This window comes from Streptococcus suis (genome assembly GCF_017601095.1).
Lineage (GTDB): Bacteria > Bacillota > Bacilli > Lactobacillales > Streptococcaceae > Streptococcus > Streptococcus suis_Z.
The window spans coordinates 42624-67106 of record NZ_JAGFUX010000009.1 but is presented as its reverse complement, the minus strand read 5'-3'; the positions used below and the strand labels follow the sequence as shown (position 1 = coordinate 67106).

Annotated in this window: 23 protein-coding genes and 1 other RNA gene; 6 read left to right on the top strand and 18 right to left on the bottom strand. The window is 43.7% G+C overall.

The window, feature by feature from the left end:
- Positions 1 to 21: 21 nt before the first annotated feature.
- The 4 genes from J5566_RS08425 to J5566_RS08410 form a co-directional block, all read right to left on the bottom strand.
- On the bottom strand, positions 22 to 2403 hold the full coding sequence (locus J5566_RS08425) for a primosomal protein N' (RefSeq protein ID WP_208562918.1): 2382 nt from the start codon (positions 2401 to 2403) through the stop codon (positions 22 to 24).
- Between the two features lie 58 nt (positions 2404 to 2461).
- Complete coding sequence (rpoZ, locus tag J5566_RS08420) at positions 2462 to 2776, bottom strand: DNA-directed RNA polymerase subunit omega (RefSeq protein ID WP_158456068.1); 315 nt, start codon at positions 2774 to 2776, stop codon at positions 2462 to 2464.
- A gap of 29 nt (positions 2777 to 2805) precedes the next feature.
- Entirely contained in the window at positions 2806 to 3429 is a 624-nt protein-coding gene (gene gmk / locus J5566_RS08415; RefSeq protein ID WP_208562917.1) for a guanylate kinase, read from the bottom strand.
- 99 nt (positions 3430 to 3528) lie between these two features.
- Positions 3529 to 5142 carry a ribonuclease Y gene (locus tag J5566_RS08410; RefSeq protein ID WP_208562916.1) on the bottom strand — a complete coding sequence of 538 codons (1614 nt, stop codon included), beginning with the start codon at positions 5140 to 5142 and terminating at the stop codon, positions 3529 to 3531.
- A gap of 134 nt (positions 5143 to 5276) precedes the next feature.
- Between J5566_RS08410 and J5566_RS08405 the strand changes: the two genes are divergently transcribed.
- Positions 5277 to 5759, top strand: coding sequence for an S-ribosylhomocysteine lyase (locus tag J5566_RS08405; protein ID WP_208562915.1), 483 nt, complete (start codon positions 5277 to 5279; stop codon positions 5757 to 5759).
- A gap of 32 nt (positions 5760 to 5791) precedes the next feature.
- Here the strand turns inward: J5566_RS08405 and J5566_RS08400 are convergent, their stop codons facing one another.
- From J5566_RS08400 to J5566_RS08380, 5 genes are all read right to left on the bottom strand, one after another.
- The gene (locus J5566_RS08400) at positions 5792 to 7144 is read right to left on the bottom strand and encodes a cell division site-positioning protein MapZ family protein (protein ID WP_208562914.1); all 1353 of its coding nucleotides are present in this window, start codon (positions 7142 to 7144) and stop codon (positions 5792 to 5794) included.
- A 3-nt stretch (positions 7145 to 7147) separates the two neighbouring features.
- Positions 7148 to 8311, bottom strand: coding sequence for a THUMP domain-containing class I SAM-dependent RNA methyltransferase (locus J5566_RS08395; protein ID WP_208562913.1), 1164 nt, complete (start codon positions 8309 to 8311; stop codon positions 7148 to 7150).
- Between the two features lie 51 nt (positions 8312 to 8362).
- Positions 8363 to 8726: RNase P RNA component class B (gene rnpB / locus J5566_RS08390), an RNA gene on the bottom strand.
- Between the two features lie 23 nt (positions 8727 to 8749).
- A complete protein-coding gene (gpsB, locus tag J5566_RS08385) occupies positions 8750 to 9076 on the bottom strand; it encodes a cell division regulator GpsB (RefSeq protein WP_208562912.1) in 327 nt (108 codons plus the stop codon).
- Positions 9077 to 9145: 69 nt separating this feature from the next.
- Complete coding sequence (locus tag J5566_RS08380) at positions 9146 to 9685, bottom strand: SLOG family protein (protein WP_208562911.1); 540 nt, start codon at positions 9683 to 9685, stop codon at positions 9146 to 9148.
- Between the two features lie 65 nt (positions 9686 to 9750).
- Between J5566_RS08380 and recU the strand changes: the two genes are divergently transcribed.
- The 3 genes from recU (at position 9751) to rsmG (ending at position 13355) form a co-directional block, all read left to right on the top strand.
- The gene (recU, locus tag J5566_RS08375; RefSeq protein WP_208562910.1) at positions 9751 to 10359 is read left to right on the top strand and encodes a Holliday junction resolvase RecU; all 609 of its coding nucleotides are present in this window, start codon (positions 9751 to 9753) and stop codon (positions 10357 to 10359) included.
- A complete protein-coding gene (gene pbp1a / locus J5566_RS08370) occupies positions 10352 to 12538 on the top strand; it encodes a penicillin-binding protein PBP1A (protein ID WP_208562909.1) in 2187 nt (728 codons plus the stop codon). The genes recU and pbp1a overlap by 8 nt, the downstream gene beginning before the upstream one ends.
- 103 nt (positions 12539 to 12641) lie before the next feature.
- Complete coding sequence (gene rsmG / locus J5566_RS08365) at positions 12642 to 13355, top strand: 16S rRNA (guanine(527)-N(7))-methyltransferase RsmG (RefSeq protein ID WP_208562908.1); 714 nt, start codon at positions 12642 to 12644, stop codon at positions 13353 to 13355.
- Between the two features lie 28 nt (positions 13356 to 13383).
- Here rsmG and J5566_RS08360 read toward each other — a convergent pair whose 3' ends face one another.
- The 8 genes from J5566_RS08360 to J5566_RS08325 form a co-directional block, all read right to left on the bottom strand.
- Positions 13384 to 14214, bottom strand: a complete 831-nt coding sequence (locus J5566_RS08360; protein WP_208562907.1) for an energy-coupling factor transporter transmembrane component T family protein — start codon at positions 14212 to 14214, stop codon at positions 13384 to 13386.
- Positions 14211 to 15887, bottom strand: a complete 1677-nt coding sequence (locus J5566_RS08355) for an ABC transporter ATP-binding protein (protein ID WP_208562933.1) — start codon at positions 15885 to 15887, stop codon at positions 14211 to 14213. The genes J5566_RS08360 and J5566_RS08355 overlap by 4 nt, the downstream gene beginning before the upstream one ends.
- A 129-nt stretch (positions 15888 to 16016) precedes the next feature.
- Positions 16017 to 16382, bottom strand: a complete 366-nt coding sequence (locus J5566_RS08350; protein WP_208562906.1) for a VOC family protein — start codon at positions 16380 to 16382, stop codon at positions 16017 to 16019.
- A 116-nt stretch (positions 16383 to 16498) separates the two neighbouring features.
- Entirely contained in the window at positions 16499 to 17482 is a 984-nt protein-coding gene (locus tag J5566_RS08345) for a rhodanese-related sulfurtransferase (RefSeq protein WP_208562905.1), read from the bottom strand.
- Positions 17483 to 17599: 117 nt separating this feature from the next.
- Positions 17600 to 18610, bottom strand: coding sequence for a hypothetical protein (locus J5566_RS08340; protein WP_208562904.1), 1011 nt, complete (start codon positions 18608 to 18610; stop codon positions 17600 to 17602).
- Between the two features lie 96 nt (positions 18611 to 18706).
- Entirely contained in the window at positions 18707 to 19258 is a 552-nt protein-coding gene (locus J5566_RS08335; RefSeq protein WP_208562903.1) for an ECF-type riboflavin transporter substrate-binding protein, read from the bottom strand.
- Positions 19259 to 19276: 18 nt separating this feature from the next.
- Positions 19277 to 20125 (bottom strand): SAM hydrolase/SAM-dependent halogenase family protein, encoded by an 849-nt coding sequence (locus J5566_RS08330; RefSeq protein WP_208562902.1) that lies wholly within the window; start codon positions 20123 to 20125, stop codon positions 19277 to 19279.
- Positions 20126 to 20270: 145 nt separating this feature from the next.
- The gene (locus J5566_RS08325) at positions 20271 to 21260 is read right to left on the bottom strand and encodes a lipoate--protein ligase (protein WP_208562901.1); all 990 of its coding nucleotides are present in this window, start codon (positions 21258 to 21260) and stop codon (positions 20271 to 20273) included.
- A gap of 129 nt (positions 21261 to 21389) precedes the next feature.
- Between J5566_RS08325 and J5566_RS08320 the strand changes: the two genes are divergently transcribed.
- Positions 21390 to 22337 carry a DUF6688 domain-containing protein gene (locus J5566_RS08320; RefSeq protein ID WP_244228997.1) on the top strand — a complete coding sequence of 316 codons (948 nt, stop codon included), beginning with the start codon at positions 21390 to 21392 and terminating at the stop codon, positions 22335 to 22337.
- Positions 22220 to 22573 (top strand): DUF6688 family protein, encoded by a 354-nt coding sequence (locus J5566_RS10565; RefSeq protein WP_348002282.1) that lies wholly within the window; start codon positions 22220 to 22222, stop codon positions 22571 to 22573. The genes J5566_RS08320 and J5566_RS10565 overlap by 118 nt, the downstream gene beginning before the upstream one ends.
- 61 nt (positions 22574 to 22634) lie before the next feature.
- Here the strand turns inward: J5566_RS10565 and lpdA are convergent, their stop codons facing one another.
- A complete protein-coding gene (gene lpdA, locus J5566_RS08315; protein ID WP_208562900.1) occupies positions 22635 to 24395 on the bottom strand; it encodes a dihydrolipoyl dehydrogenase in 1761 nt (586 codons plus the stop codon).
- Between the last annotated feature and the right edge of the window lie 88 nt (positions 24396 to 24483).

The following is a 24483-nucleotide window of genomic DNA, read 5'->3' as shown; positions in this document are numbered from 1 at the left end:
GGTTTTCAGCCTCCTATTAACTTACATCATATTCTGGGGTTCATTATCAATAATCATACGCAAGTCCTTCATCTCTTTGTCCTGTGTCCAGTCCAAGATTCGATTGAGAACGGCTTCTAGATTTTCTTCCTTGCGGTACTTGAGAATAATTTGATAATGATAGAGATTGTGGGTACGGGCAATGGTTTTGGGCGTTGGACCCAAGATGCGAATGCTGTCGCTGAGATTTTCTCGTAAGAAGCTGGCCACTTCGAAAGCCTTTTGAATGACAAACTCCTCCGACTTGTGCGACAGGGTCAAGCCAACCGTGAAATAATAGGGGGGATAGCCCAGATTGCGACGAATATTCATCTCATACTGGTAGAAGCCTTCGTAATCCTGATTCCTGGCAAAGGCAATGGCGTAATGGTTGGGATTGTAGGTCTGAATCAGGACTTCCCCTTCCTTGTCTGCTCGACCTGCCCGACCTGCCACCTGGGTTAAGAGTTGGAAGGTCCGCTCTGACGAACGAAAATCAGGCAGATTGAGAGCCGTATCCGCATTGAGCACGCCGACCAGGGTCACATTAGGAAAATCCAGTCCCTTAGCAATCATCTGGGTTCCCAGCAAAATATCTGCTTCTCCCCGTCCAAAACGGTCCAACAAGTCCTCATGGGCTCCCTTTTTCCGTGTGGTATCCACATCCATTCGCAGAATCCGAGCTTCTGGCAAGAGTACTTGCAATTCATCAAAGGCCTTCTGGGTCCCCGTACCGTAGTAGCGGATGGAGCGCGACTGGCAGTTGGGACAGGTCTGGGGAATAGCCTTTTGAAAACCGCAATAGTGGCAGTTCATCGACCGACTATCCATGTGCAAGGTCAAGGATATATCGCAGTTAGGACACTGGTCAACCGTTCCACAATCGCGACACATGACAAAGGAAGAATAGCCCCTGCGGTTAAGCATGAGAACAACCTGCTCTTTTTTCTCCAATTTCTCTCGAATCTTATCCAGTAAGACTGGCGTAAAATTACTAGCTTCCTGCTGACCGATATACTCGCGAAAATCCACCACCTGCACTTCAGGAATTTTAGCCAGCGGATTGGCCCGTTGATCGAGGCGTAAAAGACCATACAAGCCACGACTGGCACGGGCCCTGGTTTCCAAGCTAGGTGTCGCAGAACCGAGAACCAAGACCGCCTGGTTATAGTCGGCTCGCAACTTGGCCACTTCACGTGCATGGTAGCGGGGATTGCTGTCCTGCTTATAGGTGGCCTCGTGTTCTTCATCAATGATAATGGCCCCAAGATTTTTCAAGGGAGCAAAGACTGCCGAACGGGCTCCGACCACGACCTGAGCCTGCCCCTGCTCAATCTTCCGCCACTCATCGTACTTCTCGCCGTCCGACAGACCCGAGTGCAAAATAGCTACCTGCTGACCAAACCGAGCGATAAAACGATTGGTCACCTGTGGTGTCAGAGAAATTTCCGGCACCAGCATGATAGCCGTCTTCCCCTGAGCCAAGACTCGCTCAATCACCTGCAGGTATACTTCCGTCTTTCCAGACCCCGTTACACCTTGCAGCAGATAGGTCTGGCTCTCCTGACCAATGGTCGAGACGATCTCTCTGACTGCCATAGCCTGCTCTGTATTTAAGGTCAGGGCCTGACTAGCCTCCACCTTGTCAAAGTATGCTTGACTACGACTGACCTCTTCCTCCCAGACCTCGATGAGTCTCTGTTCCTCAAAAAAGTCAAGGATTTCTTTAGAATAGTCTGCTCGTAAGTTTGCTAGGGGCGCAGGCTCTGCCTGCTGCAAGAGCAGAGCTTTAAGCTCTTGGCGTTTCTTGGCACGCTTGCTAATGTCAAAGTCTGCTAGCTTGTCCTGACAAACTCTGTACCATTTTTCCCGTTTGACATGCTTTTTATCCGTGGCTAGATAGTCCACCTCAACCTTTCCTGACTGGACCAATCGCATCACACGGGCCTGATGTTCCACATCCAAATCCGAAAATCGGATCTCCTCACGCCCTCCAAACAAACTTTCCTGCTCTGCTTTTTCCAAAGAGACCTTCGGCCGTAAAACCTTATCATAGCTGGAGTTGAGGAGGTTGGGTAACATGGCTTTGAGGAGGCTGATTTTGTAAGAAAAGACGGTCTTTCGCAATTGATCCGCCAACCAGAGTTGTTCCGTAGTCAAAACGGGACGAAAATCCAAGATTTCCGCTATTTCCTTGGTTGACTCTGTCGCTGGCTCATCCAATAATCCCACAATAATCCCTTGGATCAAGCGATTGCCTTTGCCAAAGGGGACATGGACTCGCACACCAACTTGCACCATCCCCTCCCACTGGGAAGGGACACGATAAGAATAGGGCTTGTCCGTCTGCATAAGTGGAACATCCACGATAATCTCCGCTAACATAGAACCTCCTTTCTAACATCAAAAGAAACTCAGCTGGAAGCCAACTGAGTTTAGGTGTCTAGATTTTTTCGCCATCTTCTTTCTCTTTGGCAATTTGAGCCTTGATTTTACGCTCTTCTTCTTCTGCTAAGCGCTTCGCCTCTTCTGCACGACGACGAACAGCTTCGCGTTTGGCTTCTGGATCTGGGTGAATCACCACGTTGCCAGCCTCGATTTCTTCCAAGGCACGCAAGGTGGATTTAACAGAAGTAAATTCTTGAGTTGGTTTTGCTCCCGCTTCCAATTCATGGGCACGCTTGGCTTCCAAAATCACCAAAGAATACTTTGATGGGACCTTGTCCAATAAGGTATCAATCGAAGGTTTTAACATCATAATCGTTTACTCTTTTCTATCTACTTTTCTTATCTATGAGCTGTTTCACTAATCATCTCGTCGTAGCGACCAATGACACGGTCCACTCGGAAATGCTCCGCTTCAATAATTCGTTTAACACGTTCAGCCGCCAAAGGCACTTGGTCATTGACCACAGCATAGTCGTATTCGCGCATGAGGGCAATTTCTTCTTTAGCACGCTCGATTCGTTGCTCAATCACTTCTTGGCTATCTGTTCCACGACCAACCAAGCGATCCTGCAATTCTTCCAAGTCAGGTGGGGTCAAGAAAATAAAGACTCCATCTGGCACTTTTTGTTTTACTTGCAGCGCTCCTTGAACTTCGATTTCAAGAAAGACATCGATCCCTTTGTCAAGTGTTTCATTGACATAGGTTAAAGGTGTTCCGTAGTAGTTGCCGACATACTCAGCATATTCCAACATCTGCCCCTGACGAATCAAATTTTCGAATTCTTCTCTTGAACGGAAGAAATAATCTACTCCGTCCACTTCACCAGGTCGCTGAGGACGCGTCGTCATGGAAACTGAATATTCAAATTTATTATCAGAACTATCAAAGATTTCCTTTCGAACAGTTCCTTTTCCAACCCCGGAAGGACCAGAAAATACAATTAGCAAGCCACGTTCGGTCATGACATCTCCTTTTCATCTTTCATTCTAGTGTAACAAAAATCCGACTAGATTTCAACACCTTGATGAAGGGTTTGAAAAAAGCAACCTGTCGGTTGCTTCTTATTTCGCAATATCTGTTGCTCTGGTTTCTCGAATAACCGTAACCTTGATATTTCCAGGATAATCCAAGTTATTCTCAATTTTTTCACGCACATCATGTGCCAAGATGGTGATTTGATCATCCGAAATTTTATTTGGATGAACGATAATCCGCACTTCACGACCTGCTTGAATGGCATAGGATTGCTTGATACCCGCAAAGCTATTAGCAATTTCCTCCAAGTCTTGTAGACGCTTGATATAGGCCTCCATAGATTCACGACGTGAACCTGGACGAGCTGCACTCAAGGCATCCGCTGCTGCAACAATCACAGCAATAGTGCTGGTTGCTTCGACATCCCCATGGTGACTGGCAATAGCGTTGACAACGATTGGATTTTCTTTGTACTTACGTGCCAATTCAGTACCGATTTCAACGTGACTTCCATCCACTTCACGGTCGATGGCTTTTCCGATATCATGCAAGAAACCTGCACGACGGGCTAGATTGACATTTTCACCCAACTCAGCTGCCAAGACCCCAGCCAATTTTGCCACTTCAATAGAATGACGGAGGACATTTTGACCATAAGATGTACGGAAATGCAAGCGGCCCATGATTTTAATCAAGTCTGGGTGCAAGTTAGGTGCCCCAATCTCGTAGGCTGCAGCCTCACCATATTCGCGGATGCGATTGTCCATCTCCAAACGATGCTTATCAACCAACTCTTCGATGCGGGCTGGATGAATCCGTCCATCTTGCAACAGGGCTTCCATGGTCATGCGGGCAATTTCACGGCGAATAGGATCAAAACCAGACAAGACAACTACTTCTGGTGTATCATCAATAATGACATCAATCCCCGTCAAACTTTCGAAGGTACGGATGTTACGGCCTTCACGACCAATGATTCTTCCCTTCATGGCATCGTCTGGCAAGTGAACGGATGTGATGGTCTGCTCTGCCACGTACTCACCGGAGATCCGTTGCATAGCTTGCGCCAACAAATCTTTTGCAGTTTTATCCGCACGTTCTTTCACCTCACGCTCAGCATCTTTGATGCGGGTCGCAATTTCATGAGTCAGCTTGTCACGTGTCTCTGTCAAGATTTGCTCCCGAGCCTGGTCCTGGGTCAGAGAAGCAATTTTCTCCAATTCCAACGCCTTTTCTTCTTCCAATTTTTGGACAGCTTGCTCGCGCTCATCAATGTGTTTAGATTTATCAGTTAGGCTTTGTTCCTTTTGTTCTAAAGCCTTTTCTTTGTTCGTTAAATTATCGTCCTTGCGGTCTAAGCTGCTGGCCCGCTCCGTTAAGCGAAGCTCAGTCTGCTTCAGTTCTTGTCTTTCAGACTTAAACTCTTCTGCAACTTCCTCCCGATATTTTCGTGCCTCTTCTTTCGCTTCCAAGAGCAACTCTTTTTTGAGGGTCTGGCGGTCGCGTTCTGCAGTTGCAAGAATTGCTTCTGCTTCGTGCTCTGCCTTACCTCTCATGTTGCTGGCTTCTTGTTCAGCAGATAAAAGTGTCAGTTCTGCAGTTTCTTTTGCAGATTTCATTTTCAAAGAAATGGCTAGATAACCAATGACTAAACCGATGAGAGCAGAAACAAGTGTCACTACAAGTGTAACAAATTCCATTTTTCTACCTCTTTTTTCGATTAGATTTTCACAAAAATCTTCTTTTATTCTATCATAATTGAAACGATTTCACAATTCAAAAAATTAAAATATGATATAATGATTTGGAAGGAATTTTAGAAAGTGAGAAACATATGCCTAAAGACGTCATTGTAGAAAGTTTTGAATTGGATCACACCATTGTTAAAGCACCCTATATCCGCCTGATTTCAGAAGAAAAAGGCCCTAAGGGAGATGTGATTACCAACTTTGATATTCGCCTGGTTCAACCCAACGAAAACGCCATGGATACTGCCGGCCTCCATACCATCGAGCACCTCTTGGCAAAATTAATCCGTCAACGAATCGACGGATTGATCGACTGTTCACCTTTTGGTTGCCGCACTGGCTTCCATATGATTATGTGGGGAAAACAAAATCCTGAAGAAATTGCAAAAGTTATCAAAGCTTCTCTTGAAGAAATCGCTACTGCCATTACTTGGGAAGATGTTCCTGGCACAACCATTGAATCCTGTGGCAATTACAAAGACCACAGCCTCCACTCCGCAAAAGAATGGGCAAAATTGATTTTAGAACAAGGTATTTCATCTGACGCCTTTGACCGTAAACCAATCTAAAAAGAACAGCAGATAATCTGCTGTTCTTTTGTTTAGTAATCCAATGCATCTGAATGGCCAGAACCATTTCCGACAAAATATCCTGTCTTACAGTTAATTGAGAAGAGATAGGTACCGTCTGGTTTGAACAGGTTGTAATAGCCATTTCCATTAATAATATTGACTTTTTCAAGAATATAATTATTTCCAGAAATATAGCCACGTTGCTGAGAAGTTGCGATAATTTTCTCCAAAATACCGGGATTAAAGTTCCATGCTTCATTATTTGCATCATTAATCTTAGACTGGTCATATGGTACACGGCTGAGGTTACGTTGCAAGGTCACTCCCTCTGGTACAGCAATGCCATACAAGGTGCTAACAGAATTGGTTACTGCGGTGCTTGTCGTTGCCTGGCTAGTACTACTTGCCGTCGTACTTGCAGTTGTATTGGTTGTTGAGCTGGCTGCAGCTTGACTACTTGAACTTGCTACCGTTGCTGCATTTTCTAGTTGTGATTGTCCAAAATTGATAGCTGCTGTCAAGGTAGCATCTACGCTAGAAATTCCTGTTGCAGTAGCTGTAAAGCTCGCGCTTGAATTAGCAGTTGCTGTTGTGTCCAACTCACCATCCACAATCAAGGCCTTATCAAACTGGCTGTTGATAGCTTTAGTCGCTTCAATGGCTTTTTCAAGGCTATCGTACTTAGCTTTTGCCTCCTTGTAGGCATCTGAAGAACTATCCATCTTGTCCAAAATCGCCTTCAAATCTGACAGGCTATCAAAAGCGCTATTTTTCAATTTTGACAGGCTTGAGTCAGTAAAGAAACTTGCATAAAGGTCGTTAAATGCAGTTAAGTTCACATCTTCTGAACTTGAACTAGTTGCCGAACTAGTTTGGCTTGTTGTGCTCGAAGAAGATGAACTAGTATTTGTTGACGAAGTTCGATTCAACCAAATAAATGCAGACACCAAGGTTGCTAGAAAGGCTAGGCCTAAACTTGCCCAAATCCAGAACTTCTTCTGTGTCGAAGCATCTTCAACAGGTCCGAGGACAAAATTATCCTCTTCTTTTGAAGCATCTACTACAGGGAGCGGATCGATTGCTGCAACTGATTCCTTTGGAAGATCAAACTGCTTTGTTTCCTGATCAATAGTTTCTTTCGCTGTCTCTACAGCAGTTGCCACAGGAGCTACAACTTCTTCTTTTGACCATACTTTTTGGGATTCAATTTCTGCGCGGTGTTGCTTGATGTAGCGATCCAAAAGACCATCTTCTTCAGTCACTCCTGCAACAATTTCCTTGTGCTTTTGGACGGCTTCACCGACTGTCAAATCCTTAGCTGTTTCAAAATCCAACACCTTTTCTACTTGACCATCTACGACTTGCTTATTCTTATCTACCACTTATCATCCTACCTTTTCTGTATTTCGTTTGACACGTTGACCAAAAAATTGGTAGAGGTCAACCTTCAAAGTTCCGTTATAAAGTTTGCGTTTCTTATCCGCCTGTCGTCCAAAACGTTGCTCAAATAATTCATCGCTTGTCAAAATAAACTGAGACCAAGTTTTTAGAGGAGCAAAGATCTCACCCATCTCACGGTAGAGGTCAATCAGATCCTTTTCTTCAAGCAATCGTTCGCCATAAGGAGGATTGGAAATGATAACTCCGTTTATTTTGTCCGTCCGTAAGTCCTGTAATCGCATCTGTTTGAAGACAATATCATCTGCGACTCCAGCAGCCACTGCATTCTTTCTCGCAATGTCCACCATACGACCATCGATGTCCGAACCAGCAATATCCAATACCAGGTCCTTCCGGATAGCGGCCTGAGCTTCTTTACGAAGTCGTAAAACCAAGTCTTGATCTACCCAATTCCATTCTTCAAAAGCAAAGGAACGCTGCAAACCCGGCGCAATATTTCTAGCCAGCATGGCCGCCTCAATGCAGAAAGTCCCTGAGCCACAGGTTGGATCAATCAAGGGTTTGTCTGGATACCAGTTGGACAGCTGCAAAATTGCTGCTGCCATATTTTCCTTGATAGGAGCTCCACCTTTTTCCGCCCGATAACCCCGTTTGAAGAGGCTGGACCCTGTTGTATCAATCAGAACCGTCGCAAGGTCCTTCAGAATGGATACTTCAATCTTGAACTCTGCCCCAACTTCTTGCAAAGGAACACCTTCTGGTCGAGAATAGTGCTTCTGCAGTTTTTTTACGACCGCTTTTTTCGAAATAGCTTGCACACTTGGTTCATTGTGTAGTTTGGACTTGACACATTTTGCCTTGGAAATAGGAAACTTGCAGCCCAAGGGCAGGTAATTTTCCCAATCCAAGCCAAACACACCTTGAAACAGTTCTTCAAAAGTTCTGGCTGGAAACTGCCCAACGACAATTTTGATACGGTCAGCTGAACGCAACCAAAGATTACTTTCAATGATTTCCTTGACCCCGCCTGTAAACCGAACACGACCGTTCTCCACTTGGTAGCTATAACCCAGATCTTTTATCTCTCTTCCAACAACTGCTTCCAGTCCCGCTGCCGCTGTTGCGATCAGCTCAAATTGTTTTTTCATGTTTTTCCTCTATAATAAAAGCTAGCAAAGCTAGCTACCTATTATGCAATTTTCTATAAGCCATGTTTTGTTCCAGTGGTACTAGGCCTACCACCTTCGATAATCATCTGTCTACTGTTCTTTACAGTCAGGATTTCCGTTCGTTTCCATCCATCCCATGCCCCGACCAAAGTTTGGGTTGCTAGCTTGAGGGGTTTACCGCGTTCCATTTTTTACGTTTCCATAAAAACTTCGTTACTGTGGCACTTTCAGACCTACTTTGGCATATCAGATGACGTAGCCATTTTAGTCGCCGTAACGTCAAAGACGTCCCTAGGCTTATGCATTCGCCTAGCACAAACACTACCGGCATCACAGCCAGTGCTAGCATGGACTTTCCTCATGATAGATAGCTACCACGCGATTACCCAAAAATTGCACACATACTCTACAAAAGCTCTATTCTTGAGCAATCTGTTTTCCAAAAACTTCTTTTTCCAAGCGGTTGAGACGACGAAGAATATCAAAATTTGTTGCCGACGTCATTCGTTCCGTACGGATTGTCGTTGTTTCTTCGAGAGGTGCAGCCTGTTGCTTTCCACTAGCTGCTTGTGCTTTCAAGCGAGCAATCTCGCCCTTCAACTCCTTGATAATGGCTTCATAGGCGTCGTAGTCTTTCATGATTTCATCTAAAAAATCATTGACTTCATCTTGATCATACCCACGGAAACCGATCTTAAAATCTTGTTCAAAAATATCTTTAGTTGTAAATTTAATACTTGCCATCTCTCTCTCCCTAATCTAAACATCACTAGTTCTATTATATTAAAAAAAATAGGGAAAAATCAAGTCAAATCACTCAAATTTTTCAAAATTTTCTGCTACCTCGTTTAGACGATCAAAGGTAAGCGTTTTAACAGTATAAGCCTCCTTTGTTAGCATCAGGTTGAAAAGATATTTCAATTGTGTTTCATTCTCAGGTTCATAAAATACATAGGCTTGTTCCGTCTTATCTAGAAGAAATTGATTGAACTCTCGAAATTGGGAGGGATTTTCATACCGTTCAAAAGCAATTTTCACGAAATCCTGTTGCCGAAAGAGGGTCAATTTTTCTTGTTGATGCTCCTGCCAATTTTCTCCATGATTGGCAAATAAAAAAATAGTGGCAATCTGGAACTCATACCCCTCTTTTTTCAAGTCCAACAAGGTCTCCAAACACCAGTACTCAAACCCCATTTGACCTGTAAAGATAAACCAGTTCGCCCCCTCTTCTAGCAAGGAAATCAAATCCTTACGAATGGCCTCTTTGATAATCGCCAATCGTGGTTCTTTCTGACCAAATATTCCCAGTTCATGAGCTCGGTAGCCTTGGACCAGTACGGTTTTAGTAGTCATTATTTGTTGAAAATCTCCTCTTTATGGTATAATATGCTGATACTATTTTATCAAGAAGGGGAGCTATGGTCAAATACCCTCACCAAATTGGAAGAAAAGTAGTGCCGCGGGAACAAACGCGACCAGCTGAAAAAATTTCCTTTGCCAATCGTGGAATGTCCTTTGAAGCGGCCATTAACGACAGCAACCAATACTATCTAAGCAGAAACCTTGCGGTAATACACAAGAAGCCTACTCCTGTTCAGATTGTAAAAGTTGATTACCCTCAACGAAGTCGGGCCAAGATAGTTGAAGCCTACTTTAGACAAGCCTCAACAACGGATTACTCCGGAGTCTTCAAGGGCCACTACATCGACTTCGAAGCCAAGGAAACCAGACAAAAGACAGCCATGCCGATGAAGAACTTTCACCAACACCAGCTGGAACATATGCGGATGGTACTCCAACAGGATGGCATTGCCTTTGTCTTACTCCACTTTTCAACCATCGGAGAGACCTATCTCTTACCTGCTTCCTCCTTACTTCACTACTATGATCTTGATAATGGTAGCAAATCCCTGCCACTTTCCTATATTCGAGAAAATGGCTATGAAATCAAAATGGGTGGCTATCCCAGCCTTCCCTATCTAACAATAGTTGAAGAAAAATTTTTAGGTGGTGACTCCATTGAATAATCCAAATACCAAACGCATCCTAATGCTTGGTGCCAATATCCTAATGGGACTGTTTCTCTTTGTCTTTCTTGTTGGAGCTTGTTTATCAGCTTATTACATCGCTACTGCTCCTGAATTGACAGAAGAAACATTAACCGCAACGGTTTCAAGTAAAATTTATGATAAGGATGGCACGCTCATCGCTGACCTAGGGGCAGAAAAGCGTTCCAATGCAGATGCATCTGAAATTCCTACTGATCTGGTCAACGCTATTATCGCCATTGAAGACCAGCGTTACTTTAGTCACCGCGGTGTCGATGTCATCCGTATCGCTGGTTCCTTGCTCAACAACCTGAGAGGTGGAAACTTGCAAGGTGGATCAACCTTGGACCAACAGCTGATTAAATTAACTTACTTCTCGACTTCAACAGAAGACCAAAACATCAAGCGTAAGATCCAAGAAGCTTGGCTGGCCCTCAAACTGGAGCGCATGAAAACCAAACAAGACATCCTGACCTACTATGTAAACAAGGTCTATATGTCCAACGGAAACTACGGGATGAAGACAGCTGCTCAGGCATTTTACGGCAAAGAACTAAAAGACCTGACCCTGCCACAGTTAGCACTTTTGGCTGGCATGCCTCAGGCTCCAAACCAATACGATCCTTATACTCAGCCTGAAGTTGCCAAGAACCGCCGTGACTTGGTCCTTTCTCAGATGTTGAAACTGGATTACATCACCATGGAAGAATATGAACAGGCAGTCGTGACACCTGTAACTGATGGCCTACAACCATTAACTAGTACCTCAGCTTATCCACCTTACATGGATAACTATCTCAAAGAGGTTATTGCCGAAGTGGAAGAAAAGACAGGTTACAACCTTTTGACGACTGGTATGGATGTGTATACAAACGTCGATACTGCGGCACAACAACAGCTCTGGAATATCTATAATACAGACCTATATATCACCTATCCAGACACTACTTTCCAAGTAGCCTCAACAGTTGTAGATGTCAGCAATGGCAAGGTAGTTGCTCAACTCGGTGGCCGGAATCAATCAAGCAGCGTATCCTTTGGAACCAACCAAGCAGTTGAAACCAACCGCGACTTCGGTTCAACCATGAAACCCATTACCGACTATGCTCCAGCTATTGAAAATGGGGTCTATAATTCAACCGCTGATACTACTTTAGACGGCCCTTATAACTATCCAGGAACAACAACTCCAGTTTACAACTGGGATAGAAGTTATTATGGCACAATTTCAGTCAAAACAGCCATTCAGTTTTCACGAAATGTATCTGCAGTAAAAGCACTTGAAGAAACTGGTTTGGACAAGGCCCTCAGCTTCTTGAACAGCGTCGGCATCAATTACCCACAACTCCTCTATTCAAACGCTATCTCAAGCAATACAACAGAGTCTAGTAGTGAATATGGAGCGAGCAGTGAGAAAATGGCTGCAGCATATGCAGCATTTGCAAACGGTGGAACTTACTATAAACCGCAATATGTCAACAAGGTCATTTTTTCTGACGGAACCAAACAAGAGTACCAACCAGAGGGCAACCGTGTCATGACAGCTGAAACTGCCTACATGATGACAAATATGTTAAAGAGTGTAATGACACTAGGGACTGGACTAAATGCGGCTGTTGCAGGTGTTCCTATGGCAGGAAAGACTGGAACATCTAACTATACTGATGCAGAGTACTCTGAGATTCTTGTCAATAATGAAGCGGCCAATTATAGCCTGATGGTAGTGCCGGATGAAAACTTCGTTGGTTACTCTACCAAATACGCTATGGCGGTCTGGTCAGGTTACACTAACAGGAAAACCCCTGTCCTAGATAGCGGTATGAAAATCGCAACAGATGTCTTCCGTAACATGATGGCCTACCTCAACCCAGTTGAAACAGCAGTTGATTGGGAAATGCCTGAGGGCCTCTACCAATACGGTAGCAACCTCTACTTGAAAGGTAGCGACAGTTACAACAATCTCCTATACAATAGTTACAACAATCGTAATTCTTATTACAACAACAATAATTACCAATCTTCAACTACTGCATCTACTACCGTTGTGACAGAAACTACAGCGACTGAATCGAGTCAAACAACGACCGAAACCAGTCAAACAACATCTGAAACGACAACAAATACCACTCAAGATCAATCCAACGAGAGCGGTCAATAATTAAGCTCAGCCCATTGAACTGAATCCCAATAAGAGAAATCTTATGGAAGTCAGAAAAGGGGCTGGGTTTTTCTTTTTTTGTAGAATGTGATAAGATAGAAGTATGAAACCAGAAGAATTTTATCTAACACTTGCTCAGAAGGGCATTGTCCTAACAGACAAACAGAAACAACAATTCCAATACTACTTCCAACTCTTGGTAGAGTGGAATGAAAAAATCAATCTAACGGCTATCACAGAGGAAGAGGAGGTCTATCTCAAACACTTCTATGACTCCCTTGCTCCTATTTTACAGGGCTACATTACCAACCAAGACCTCAAATTATTGGACATCGGGGCCGGAGCCGGCTTTCCAAGCTTACCAATGAAGATTGTATTTCCAGACCTTGAGGTGACGATTATCGACTCTCTCAACAAGCGTATCACCTTTTTGAACCATTTGGCTGAAAAACTGGAATTGGAAAAAGTACATTTTTACCATGGTCGTGCAGAAGACTTTGCCCATGACAAGAATTTTCGGGCGCAATTTCAGTTGGTCACCGCACGTGCAGTTGCCCGCATGCAGGTCTTATCTGAGTTAACCATTCCTTTTTTAGCTCTCAATGGTCGCTTGATAGCGCTCAAGGCTTCCGATGCTGAAAACGAGCTGGAAGCTGCAAAGAACGCCCTCAACCTACTCTTTGCAAAGGTTATTGAAAACCTGGATTACCAATTGCCCAATGGTGATCCCCGTACCTTGACAGTCGTTGAAAAGAAAAAAGAAACCCCAAACAAATTTCCACGTAAGGCGGGTATTCCAGCCAAACGGCCACTATAAAAGGAGTTCCAACTGGAACTCCTTTTTCTTATTTCCAAGGATTGTAAAATCGCCCTTGATTGAGAATGAATAGGGCAATGGCTGCGCAGGCAAAGAGGGCTATTACTAGAAAAACAAGGTAGTCTTGTTTCTGCATCGTTTGATAGGTAAACCAGGTCCGCTTTGAATTTTTTCCAAATCGGCGCAATTCCATGGCAGTTGAGATGGTATCAATTCGTCCCAAGGAACTGAAAATCAAGGGAACAACTAGGGAAAGATTGCCCTTAATACGGTCCATCAATTTCCCTTTTTTAGACAACTCTAAACCACGTGCTTCTTGAGACATTCGAATAGTAAAAAACTCTTCCTGTATATCTGGAATGTAGCGCATGGTGAGACTGACTGCGTAGGCAATCTTATAAGGAACACCAATTTGATTTAGACTAGAGGCAAATTGACTAGGATGGGTTGTCATCAGAAAGACCACCGCCAGAGGAACCGTACAAAAATACTTGAGCACCATGTTAAGCAGGTAAAATAGTTGCTGACTAGTCACTGTATAAATGCCTATACCTTCCCATAAAACAGTCTTGGCGCCATAGAGGCTGACTCCATATTGCGGAGCAAAGAGATAGACCATCAAGGCATTGAGGAGGGCGAAAACCGTTGTAAATACAAGGACAAAGGACACGTCCTTGAGGCGAATTTTTGACAATCGAAAGAGACTGAGAGAAAAAACTGCAATAACCAGAATCAATCGTGTGTCATAAGTGACCATGGCGATAATGGAAATCAAAAGGAAGAAGAGCATCTTTGTTACTGCTGACAGCTGGTAGATGAATCCTTGGCCAGGTTGATAGCCGATTAAGTGTTGACTCATGCTTCTCTCCTTTCTGTTTTCATGTATAAATTTGTCAAATCCAGAGGATCCAAGCCCATCTTCTCTGCCAGATGAAAAATGCTGGTTTCCTTGAGATTGGCCTGCTTAATAATAGGTTGTTTCACCAAAAGTTCAGCTGGATGTCCCTGATAGACAATCTGTCCATCTACGACAACCAAGGCCCTGTCACAATAATCCAACATCAGCTGCATGTCATGTGTAATCATCACAATCGTTTGCCCCTGTGCATTTAGTAGATTTAGAAAGTCCATCATTTCACGGTAGTGACGCTGGTCCTGACCTGCTGTTGGCTCATCCAAAAGGATAATATCCGGCTCCAAAACCAAAATAGAGGCGATAGTCACGCGCTTTTTCTGGCCATACGAGAGAGCTGAAATAGGCCACTTCCGAAATGGATAGAGTCCGCACACTTCCAAGACTGACTCGACCTTGCTTTGAATCAAGTCTTCTGCCACTCCTCTGAGGCGCAATCCCAAGGCAACTTCATCAAAAATCATGGTCTGGCTAATCATTTGGTTGGGATTTTGCAACACATAGCCAATCCGTTGAGCCCTTTCTTTGACCGAATCATCCACAATGGATTTCCCCTGCCACAAAAACTGACCGTTAACAGGTAGAAAACCACAGAGGGCCTTTGCCAAGGTTGATTTTCCTGCACCATTTTTTCCGACGATAGCTAGGCGTTCTCCCTGATAAATTGTCAAATCCATACCAGGAATCACTTGATGATCTCCATAAGCTACTTGTAGGTGAGAAATTTCCAACAAAGGTTGGCGAACTTCCTGAGCCAATTCAATATGCGGTAAAACTGGAAGGGATCGGTCAGGCAAGGTTATATTTTCTAAGGATGAAAGACCATTCATTCCCTCAAGTTGATAGCCAAGAGCACGTAAAGTTGCTAGATAGAGCGGCTCTCGAATACCATTTTCTTGCAGCAAATCCGATTGTAAGAGTTGGTCAGGATGACCATTAAAGACCAGACGCCCACCATTGATCAAGACAATTCGGTCCACCTGGCGGTAAAGCACATCTTCCAAGCGGTGCTCGATAATAATGGTCGTTGTTCCTTCTTCATTATGAATCCGGTCAATCAAATCAATGGTATCCTGTCCAGATTTTGGATCCAAATTGGCCAAAGGTTCATCAAACAACAAAATCGGACTTTCATCGATCAAGACTCCTGCTAGGCTAACCCGTTGCTTCTGACCTCCCGAGAGATCCTGGGGACGATGGTCCAACAGTTCTTTTAAGTCCAAGCGTTCTGCCCAGTCATGAACTCGCTCCTTCATAGTCGCCAAGGTTTCCATGTCATTTTCCAAGGCAAAGGCCAAATCTTCTGCTACAGAAAGCCCAATAAACTGACCATCCGTATCTTGCAAAACGGTGCTGACCATAAGAGATTTTTGGTAAATAGACTGGTCAAAGGCAGGGATCCCCATCAGTTCAAAATCCCCTGTATGGGTTCCCTTATGAATGGCAGGGATAATCCCATTCAAGACCTGACCGAGAGTGGACTTGCCTGAACCAGATGGTCCAATAATCAGCACCTTTTCTCCTTCATAAATGGTCAAATCAATACCATGTAAAGTCGCATCCGTCTGCGCATTGTATTTAAAGGAAAAATTCTTGAATTCGATGACTTTTTTCATAATTCCTATTATATCAAAATCCAGCATGAAAAAAAGGAAGAATCCTCAGATTCTCCCAATCCATAAGCTATGACGAACGATTTTCTTATTTAAACTTTAAAAATAAATCGTTATTGAAAAAACAAGAGCATCTTACATAACAATCACGTTGAAATGATGTCCATCCAAATCTGTAAAGCTGGCACCATAAAAGCCATAGGCATCTGTCGGACGACCTGTAATTTGTCCACCATTGACTTCTACACGCTCAATAAGGCTGTCCACTTCTTCTTTAGTTGCTACATTAAGTGAAATCAAGACTTCATTGCCACTAGTTGCTAGCTGAAATGGTACGCGTTGGGCAAAAGTATCTGCCTGCATCAAAATCAAGTTACCACCTTCTGGCAAGGTTGCTGACTTGGTATCTCCAAAAGTCGCCACAGAAAAACCAACCGCTTCATAAAACTGACCAGCTTTTTCAAGGTCTGCTACTGCTAAGTTCATCCAAAATGATTTCATCTTCTTCTCTTTTCTAGTTGATAGGATTAGTATAGTCTTGACTGGAGAAAATAGCAAGTATTCTGATTACACAAAAACATTGCACTGAGTGAGTTCTCAATGCAATGTTGATGATATTAGGCATTTGCTGGAGCAAGGCTTTCACCAAGCGCTTCTAGGCGTTCTGCCCATTCTTGGCGAGTCAAGCCGTTTTCAGAGATGTAACGGTTACGCTCGTGGGCACGGCATTCAGCTGAACAGCCACGAACATACTTGTGCTCGTTTTCTTCTGACATGAGGGTACGGCGGTTACAGAATGGGTTACCACAGTTGACATAACGTTCACATGGTGTGCCATCAAACCAGTCCTTACCAACAACAACGGGGTCTACATGGTTGACATCAACAGCGATACGCTCGTCAAAGACATACATCTTACCATCCCACAATTCGCCACGAACTTCTGGGTCTTTACCATAGGTTGCGATACCACCGTGAAGCTGACCAACATCCTTGTAGCCTTCACGAACCATCCAGCCTGAGAATTTCTCACAGCGGACACCACCTGTACAGTAAACCACCACGCGCTTGTCCATGAATTTCTCTTTGTTATCACGCACCCATTGTGGCAATTCACGGAAGTTGCGGATGTCTGGGCGGATAGCTCCGCGGAAGTGACCTAGGTCGTACTCGTAGTCGTTACGGGTATCCAAAACAACTGTATCTTCATCCAAGAGAGCTTCTTTGAACTCTTTTGGTGACAAGTAAGCACCTGTTGTCACAAGTGGGTCAATGTCACTGTCAAAGTCGTTGTCTTCCAAACCGAGGTGAACAATTTCTTTTTTGTAACGAACATGCATTTTCTTGAAAGCTTGCTCATTTTCTTCATCAATCTTAAACCACAAATCACTGAACAATGGGTTAGCATGAACATAGTCCATGTATTTTTGTGTTGTTTCGTAGTCACCGGAAACAGTACCGTTGATGCCTTCATCAGCAATCAAGATACGTCCTTTTAATCCGATAGACTTACAGAAAGCCAAGTGCTCAGCAGCGTAGGCTTCTGCGTTCTCAATTGGAACGTATTTATAGTAGAGTAAAACGCGAATATCTTTTGACATAGTGTCTCCTTTTCAATCTTTGCAATAGATTTTAAAGCTATACGATAACGCATAGTCCTCTCAATTATACTCTTTTCATTCTAGTTCTCAAAATGATTTGTTTCCCAGAATACAAGCCTATTCTGGTAAGTTTCGTTTTAATTCTTCTAATTGCTCCAAGGTGTTCCTTGGTAGAACCTGGTTGACTTTCGAACGATGGCGCTTCTTTACATGCCCTTTCCAGGCTTCTTTTATCGGATCGGGTTGAGCATTTTTTCGACAAGAACTTGTTTGATTCTCAACTGGTTGTGGCACTTGTTCTAGACTAGTCTCTTGAGGACAGTCTGCGTCCGACTCCTTAACGGAAGCTCCCTTAGTTACAAAATACTTCCGCCATATACCTTGAACAAAACAGGTAATCTTCCGCCACCAAGCAAAGAAGCCCAGCTTTTCCCCAAGAGTAACTGGCGCCTCGACCAAGGAATCTACTTTTACCAAAGGGTCTTCTGTAACCAAAGACTCTTCCTTGACCAAAGTTAAGAGCTTTTTTCGAACCTTCCAGCGTAGGGTTTGGGGAGCTGGCTTTTGATTGAAGGCTTGAACCTCCTTGAGCCTCTCTAAATAGGGAACGATAAATGGAGTTGGATAAAAGCGAAAGCTAAAAGAATTTCCCATAGAAGTAGAAATCAATAAGCCGGTTACCAATAACTCTTTTACTAACTTCACTTGATTATCCTGGAAGCGATAGAGATATCGGATTTCTCCTTCCACCTCTTCAAGATACACTTCTAGCTTTCCTTTACGCCGTTGCCCATAGACTTTGGCCCCCATCCTTTCTGCCTTTAGCATAAAGCGGAGCAGGAAAAAAGTACCTTCCTTTAACCGCCTCCAGTCGTGATCTTGGTACAAGAAGCTCCGAATTTTCCCCCGCATATAGAAATCCCCATGATCGACATGAAAAGTTGGTTGTTGGTAATGCGAGCGGCTAGGATGGTTGCTAATCCGAAACACTTTGTAATAGACATGGTCACAGCTGACACAGGAATAGATGGATTGGCTGGTTTTGGATTGGTAGAGATAGATCAATTCTTCTCCAGGGTTTAGGATAGACTCAATCACCGCACCAACCTTTTCAACGGTCCAAGTCATACGACACCTCCCAGATTGAATATCATTGAATACTTAGTATATTAATTTTATCAAAAATACAGCAAAAAAACCACCAATAAATAGGTGGTTCTTTGGCTAGTCTTTTGAAAGACTGTTTGAGCGTGTTTGTGTTTTAGCATAGATAGAAAGCAAGATAGTTCCAGCCACAGCAACGGTCACACTATTGACAATACCTGCAACCAAACCTTGGGCAAACACTTTATTAGCTGGCTCGCTATAAATCACAATATCCAAAAGTGGCGCAATCAGGCCCCAGGCTACGACGTTGGCAACTACCTGTGTCACGTTGAAAAAGACGATGTCTTTCTTCTCAAAGATTCCTTCATCAAGACGAAGGCTTCGTTTGGCAACACCTAAGACTAGACCAAAGACACCTGATGCCAAGACCCATGACCACCATGGTGAACCATACTGAAGCGAATCTTTGAAGGCATGACCGATAAAACCAACCAAGAAGCCAACAATCGGTCCGAAAACAGTCGCCAGCAAGGACTGGACTGCGTATTGAAGCTGGATGGAAGTATTAGGTACAACAAGGGTTGGGATGCTGATCAGAATCCCGATGACCACAAAAAGAGCAGCACCGATACCAGTTGCGACAACAGTTCTGATAGAATTATTTTTCATAATAGTCTCCTAAAAATTTTAATTTACAATGCGTTTGATTTCAATATGCCAATTCTGTCCGACACCAACGTTATAAGCCTTGGCAAAGGAACCTTGGTTAATGGCCAAACCAACTCGATAAAGGGAATTGATATAAAGAAGCGGTTGACCAATCCGAACATCTGCAAAGGACTTTCCATAGGTCACTTGGTTTTGATAAACCAGCATATCATTATTGTAGATGGTCACTTCAAACCGGTCGTTAAAGACTGGATTGAGATTATAAAACTCTTCGCGCGTGATGGAGGTCCAAAGTGAGCCAAATCGGACATCCAGAATGTCGATTGCCCCTTTGACAAAGTCTGCCCCTACTTCTGTCGGAACAGTTGGAATCTCGACAATATCTGCAACATGCAACTCTGGTCCAACTTCTTCAAAGCTGATATGCCCTGATGCTAGCTTAGCACCTGTATAAGCGTAAACATCACGACCGTGGAAGGTATAAGAATGTTCTGTATTAGCACGGCGATTGGCTACTTCTGAGATTTCTCGTACAGCCTTGATACCAACATGTTGCTTGATAAAAGAAAGGGTTCCGTTATCAGGGGTCACAATGTAGTGGTTTTGCTCTGTCAAGGCAACCACACTTTTTCGTTTGGAACCAACACCTGGATCAACAACCGAAACAAAGGTTGTTCCTTCTGGCCAATATTCAACTGTCTGGAAAAGACGGTAAGAGCCTTCGAAGATGTTATAAGGGGTGATATCATGGGTTAGGTTGTGTACAACCAAGTCACGTGATTCTTGAAGGGCAACACCGATCATAGCTGATACGGCACCGTCCACAAGTCCGAAATCTGATTGTAGGACCAAAAGATTATTTGACATACTTTCTCCTTCTAATTGGTACTTCACTATCATACCAGATTTTCAAGGCACTTTCAAATTGCTTTTGCAAGGGAACTAGTTATAGCAAACAACTATACTCTCCGTCGATTGGCAAAAGAAAAGACGAGAAAAACTCGTCATTTACTTAAGCTACAATCGCTTTTGCCACTTCTTCTGTTGTCATGCGTGAGAAGTAGTGAGTGGTATCGATTTCTTGTAATTTTGCAAGCACATCTGCATACTCGTAACGAGTACCTACCAGCAAGTTTTCAATATCAGACACATCACCAATTCCGAAGAAATCTCCGTAAATCTTGATGGATTCAATGATTGATTTTTCAGCCTTGATGTAGGTTGTGATTTTACCTGCTGGGTAACGAACGCTGCGCTCCACAGTGTATTCTGGTGTTTGACCATAGGTCCAGTCCCAAGTCGCAAACTGGGTATCACGGATTTCCTGGATACGAGCCAAATCATCTTCTGACAAGACATACTCATCCATGTCTGGGTATTCTTGCTTCATTTGGTTGAGGATGGAATCCTTGAACTCCAGAACGGTCATCTTCTCTGGTAATTCGTTGTTGATATTGGTCACGCGGGCACGGACTGACTTGACGCCTTTAGACTCAATCTTATCTTTGCTGACCTTGAGGGCACTTGCGAGGACAGACATATCCACATCAAAGAGCAAGCAACCGTGGTGCATCATACGACCTTTGGCATAGGCTTGCGCATTTCCACAGATTTTCTTGCCATCAATTTCCAGGTCATTACGACCGGTGAAATTGGCCTCTACACCCAGTGTGGCAAGGGTATCAATGACAGGCTTGGAGAAGGTTTTGAAGTCAAAGGCTCCTTCATCCGCCTTGTTTGAAATAATGGTGTAGTTGAGGTTGTTGAGATCATGATAGACCGCGCCACCACCTGATAGACGGCGAACAACATGGATACCCTTTTCGTCTGTGAATTCCTTGTTGATTTCTTCAATAGCATTCTGGTGCTTACCGATAATAATGGCAGGCTCATTGATCCAGAGAATAAAAATCTCGTCAATATCTGTTAATTCCTTAAAAGCGTAGGCTTCGAGGGCAATGTTATAAGCTGGGTCATTGCTGTTGTTTACGATATATTTCATGCAAAACTCCTTTATTGTTAACTAATTTTTATTATAGTGGAAACGATAACAAAAGGCAAGTATTGAAACTCTTCTTGTCCATTCTTGAATTTTCTCAAAAATGATGGTAGGCTAGAAAAGGAGGTTTTCATGAGCAAACACTTAAAATCATTTTCAATCTTTTATCTAGCCGCAAGCATCTGTCTTCCATTTATGTGGTTTATTAATGCGCCACTTATCTGCTTTGTACTTCCTCTTTATCTGACTTGGAAAAACATCCGCCATTTTATGGCACTTTTGAAAAAACAGTTAAAAGAGTATAGTTTTTGGATTAACGATGGCTTGATCTTCTTTTTTGGAATCGGACTGAGTTGGTTGGCACTTGAAGGAGCTCAAGTTGTTTACGTCGATTGGCCAGAAACCCTTGTGAACAACCAACTCCATAGCCCAATGCAGACAGAAGCCTGGTCGGGACAGTTCTTCCTGCTTCTTATGGGGGTTTTAGCTTATTTGGTGCTAAACATCTACCAAACCAGGCTCCTCCCCCCTCTCCTAACCGTCCTACTCATCAGCTGCCTGTATCCAAGTTTTGTCTTTGCTGTTTTGTGGACCATACAACTTTCTACTTTGATTGAAACAGATTTCTTCACCTACTGCTACCTGTGTTTGGTTCCTTTTAATATTTGTCTCATTTACAGTCGGACAATTTTACAAACCATTCAACTGTGGCAAGCAGAATTAGCCAAGCAGAGCACCCCGCGCTTTCCTAGACTTTTTGCTCTCCTGCAAAAAAGTCTTTCTCTGCCCATCTGGCTCCTCTTCTTCAGTCTTCCCTATCTTGCAGTTCTTGGCTCCTATCTCATTCTATTTGGTCAAAAACCTGACCAGCTGCTTCAGATGTGGACAGAAACCAGTGATTGGGCCTTGTCGGAAAAATCTCCCCACCAAACGCATTCTATGATGAACACTATCTTTGTACAGTGGGGGCTGCTGGTCACCGTAAACTGGTCAAACCCATTCGTATGGGGGAACGCCATGGACATCGTGTGGTGGTCAATCGTCAGCTACAAATTGCCAATGCTTTTGAACAGATTTTAGAAGAAAGATATCCACGCTTGCATGGCCGCATTCGTTCCATCTACGACCGGTATGGCTATCCCATTTCCAAACATATTCGCAATGCCTGGCAGGCAGATCTGATTTACCTGATTATGAAACCAGCCGAGTGGTTCTTCCTCTTCGTCATCTATCTGCATGATTGTCAGCCAGAAAATCGCATTGCAGTTCAGTATTTGCCACTTTCAAAAAAATCTAGCACTGCCAATAAATACTAGTAGGCAGCCACTTATCTGAAAAAAAAAAGAAAGCCACACGGCTTTCTTTTTGCTTATCTGATTATTTACGTTTTGGTGGGTTGTGGATCGCAACACCAAGCACATCAAGGAAGGCTTCGTACATCACTTCTGAGAAGGTTGGGTGACCGTGGATGGATGCTGCCACGTCATCAACTGTCAACTCAGATTCCATGATAGTTGCTGCTTCGTTGATCATTTCAGCTGCAACTGGACCGATGATATGAACACCAAGGATTTCATGGTATTTCTTATCAGCAATCACTTTTACGAAACCATGTGCTTCATTAGAAGCGATGGCACGACCGTTACCAGTGAAGCTGTTGCGACCGATAAGGATGTTTTCTTTACCGTATTTCTCGATAGCCTGGTCTTCTGTCAAACCAACCATAGCGATTTCTGGGTGTGTGTAAACCGCTGCTGGTGTGAAATCCAATTTAGCCTTGTGGTGGTTACCATGGATGGCATTTTCAGCTGCCACTTCACCCATACGGTAAGCAGCGTGGGCCAACATCTTAGTACCGTTGACATCACCTGGTGCGTAGATACCTGGGATAGATGTTTCTTGGTACTCGTTAACCTTGATACGACCGCGGTCTAGTTCAAGGTTAAGATTTTCAAGACCAGCCAATTGTGGTACACGACCGATTGAAAGAAGGGCTTTTTCAGAAACGATTTCTGAGCCGTCGTTCAATTTGATGGTCAACTGGTTGTTAGCTTCAACGATTTCAGATACACCAACTGAGGTCAAGAATTTCATACCTTTCTTAGAAAGGACTTTTTGCAATTCAACAGACACTTCGCGGTCCATACCTGGAATGATACGGTCTGCCATCTCAACAACTGTTACTTCTGTGCCGTATGATGCGTAAACCAAACCAAGTTCTACACCGACTACGCCGCCACCCATAACAGTGAGTGACTTAGGAATTTCACGCAAGTCAAGGATATCATCAGACGTCAATACCAACTTAGAATCGATACCTGGGATATTGATGCGGGATACCTTAGAACCTGTTGCAAGAACGATGCTACGACCTTTGATAACCTTGTCGCCGATGACAACAGTCTTGTCAGGGTTTACTTGACCAAGACCGTTGAAGATGGTTACCTTATTGGCTTTCAAGAGACCTGCTACACCGCCTGTCAAGGTCTTCACAACCTTGTTCTTGAAGTCAACTGTCTTGTCCATATCAACTGTGTAGTTAGTTGAAGCAAGGTTGATACCACGCTCAGCCGCAATCTTCAAGCCGTCAAGGATTTCCGCGTTTTTGAGGTAGGTCTTCGTTGGGATACATCCCTTGTTCAAGCAGGTACCACCAAATTCTGATTTCTCAACGATAGCGATTTTACCGCCCAATTGAGCACCGCGAATGGCTGCGTAGTAACCTGCAGGACCACCACCGACAACAACCATGTCATACTCGTCAGCTGCCAATTCAGCCTTAGGCGCCTGTGGAGCTGCTGCAGGAGCAGCTGGTACTTCCAAACCAGCTGCTTTCAAGTCAGCAGTTGCTTGAGCAACCTCAGCTGGAGCAGGTGCGTTGCCAACTTCAACGGTTTCACCTTCTGCACCAAGGTAAGCAATGACTTCTGTTACAGGAACTGTTGCACCGTTACCGTGAACGATTTTCAAGAGTACACCTGACTCTTCCGCTTCCAATTCCATACTTGTCTTGTCTGACATCATCTCCAAGATAACGTCACCTTCGTTGACAAAATCACCTTCTTGTTTTTTCCACTCGATGATTTCGCCTTCTTGCATATCTACACCAAGTTTAGGCATAATAATTTCAATTGCCATGATTAAGATACCAAGAGCGAAGAGAAAGCGACTGAAAAATTAGGAAATCGTAGAAAATCCTGATTTTCTAAACGATTTATCTATTTTT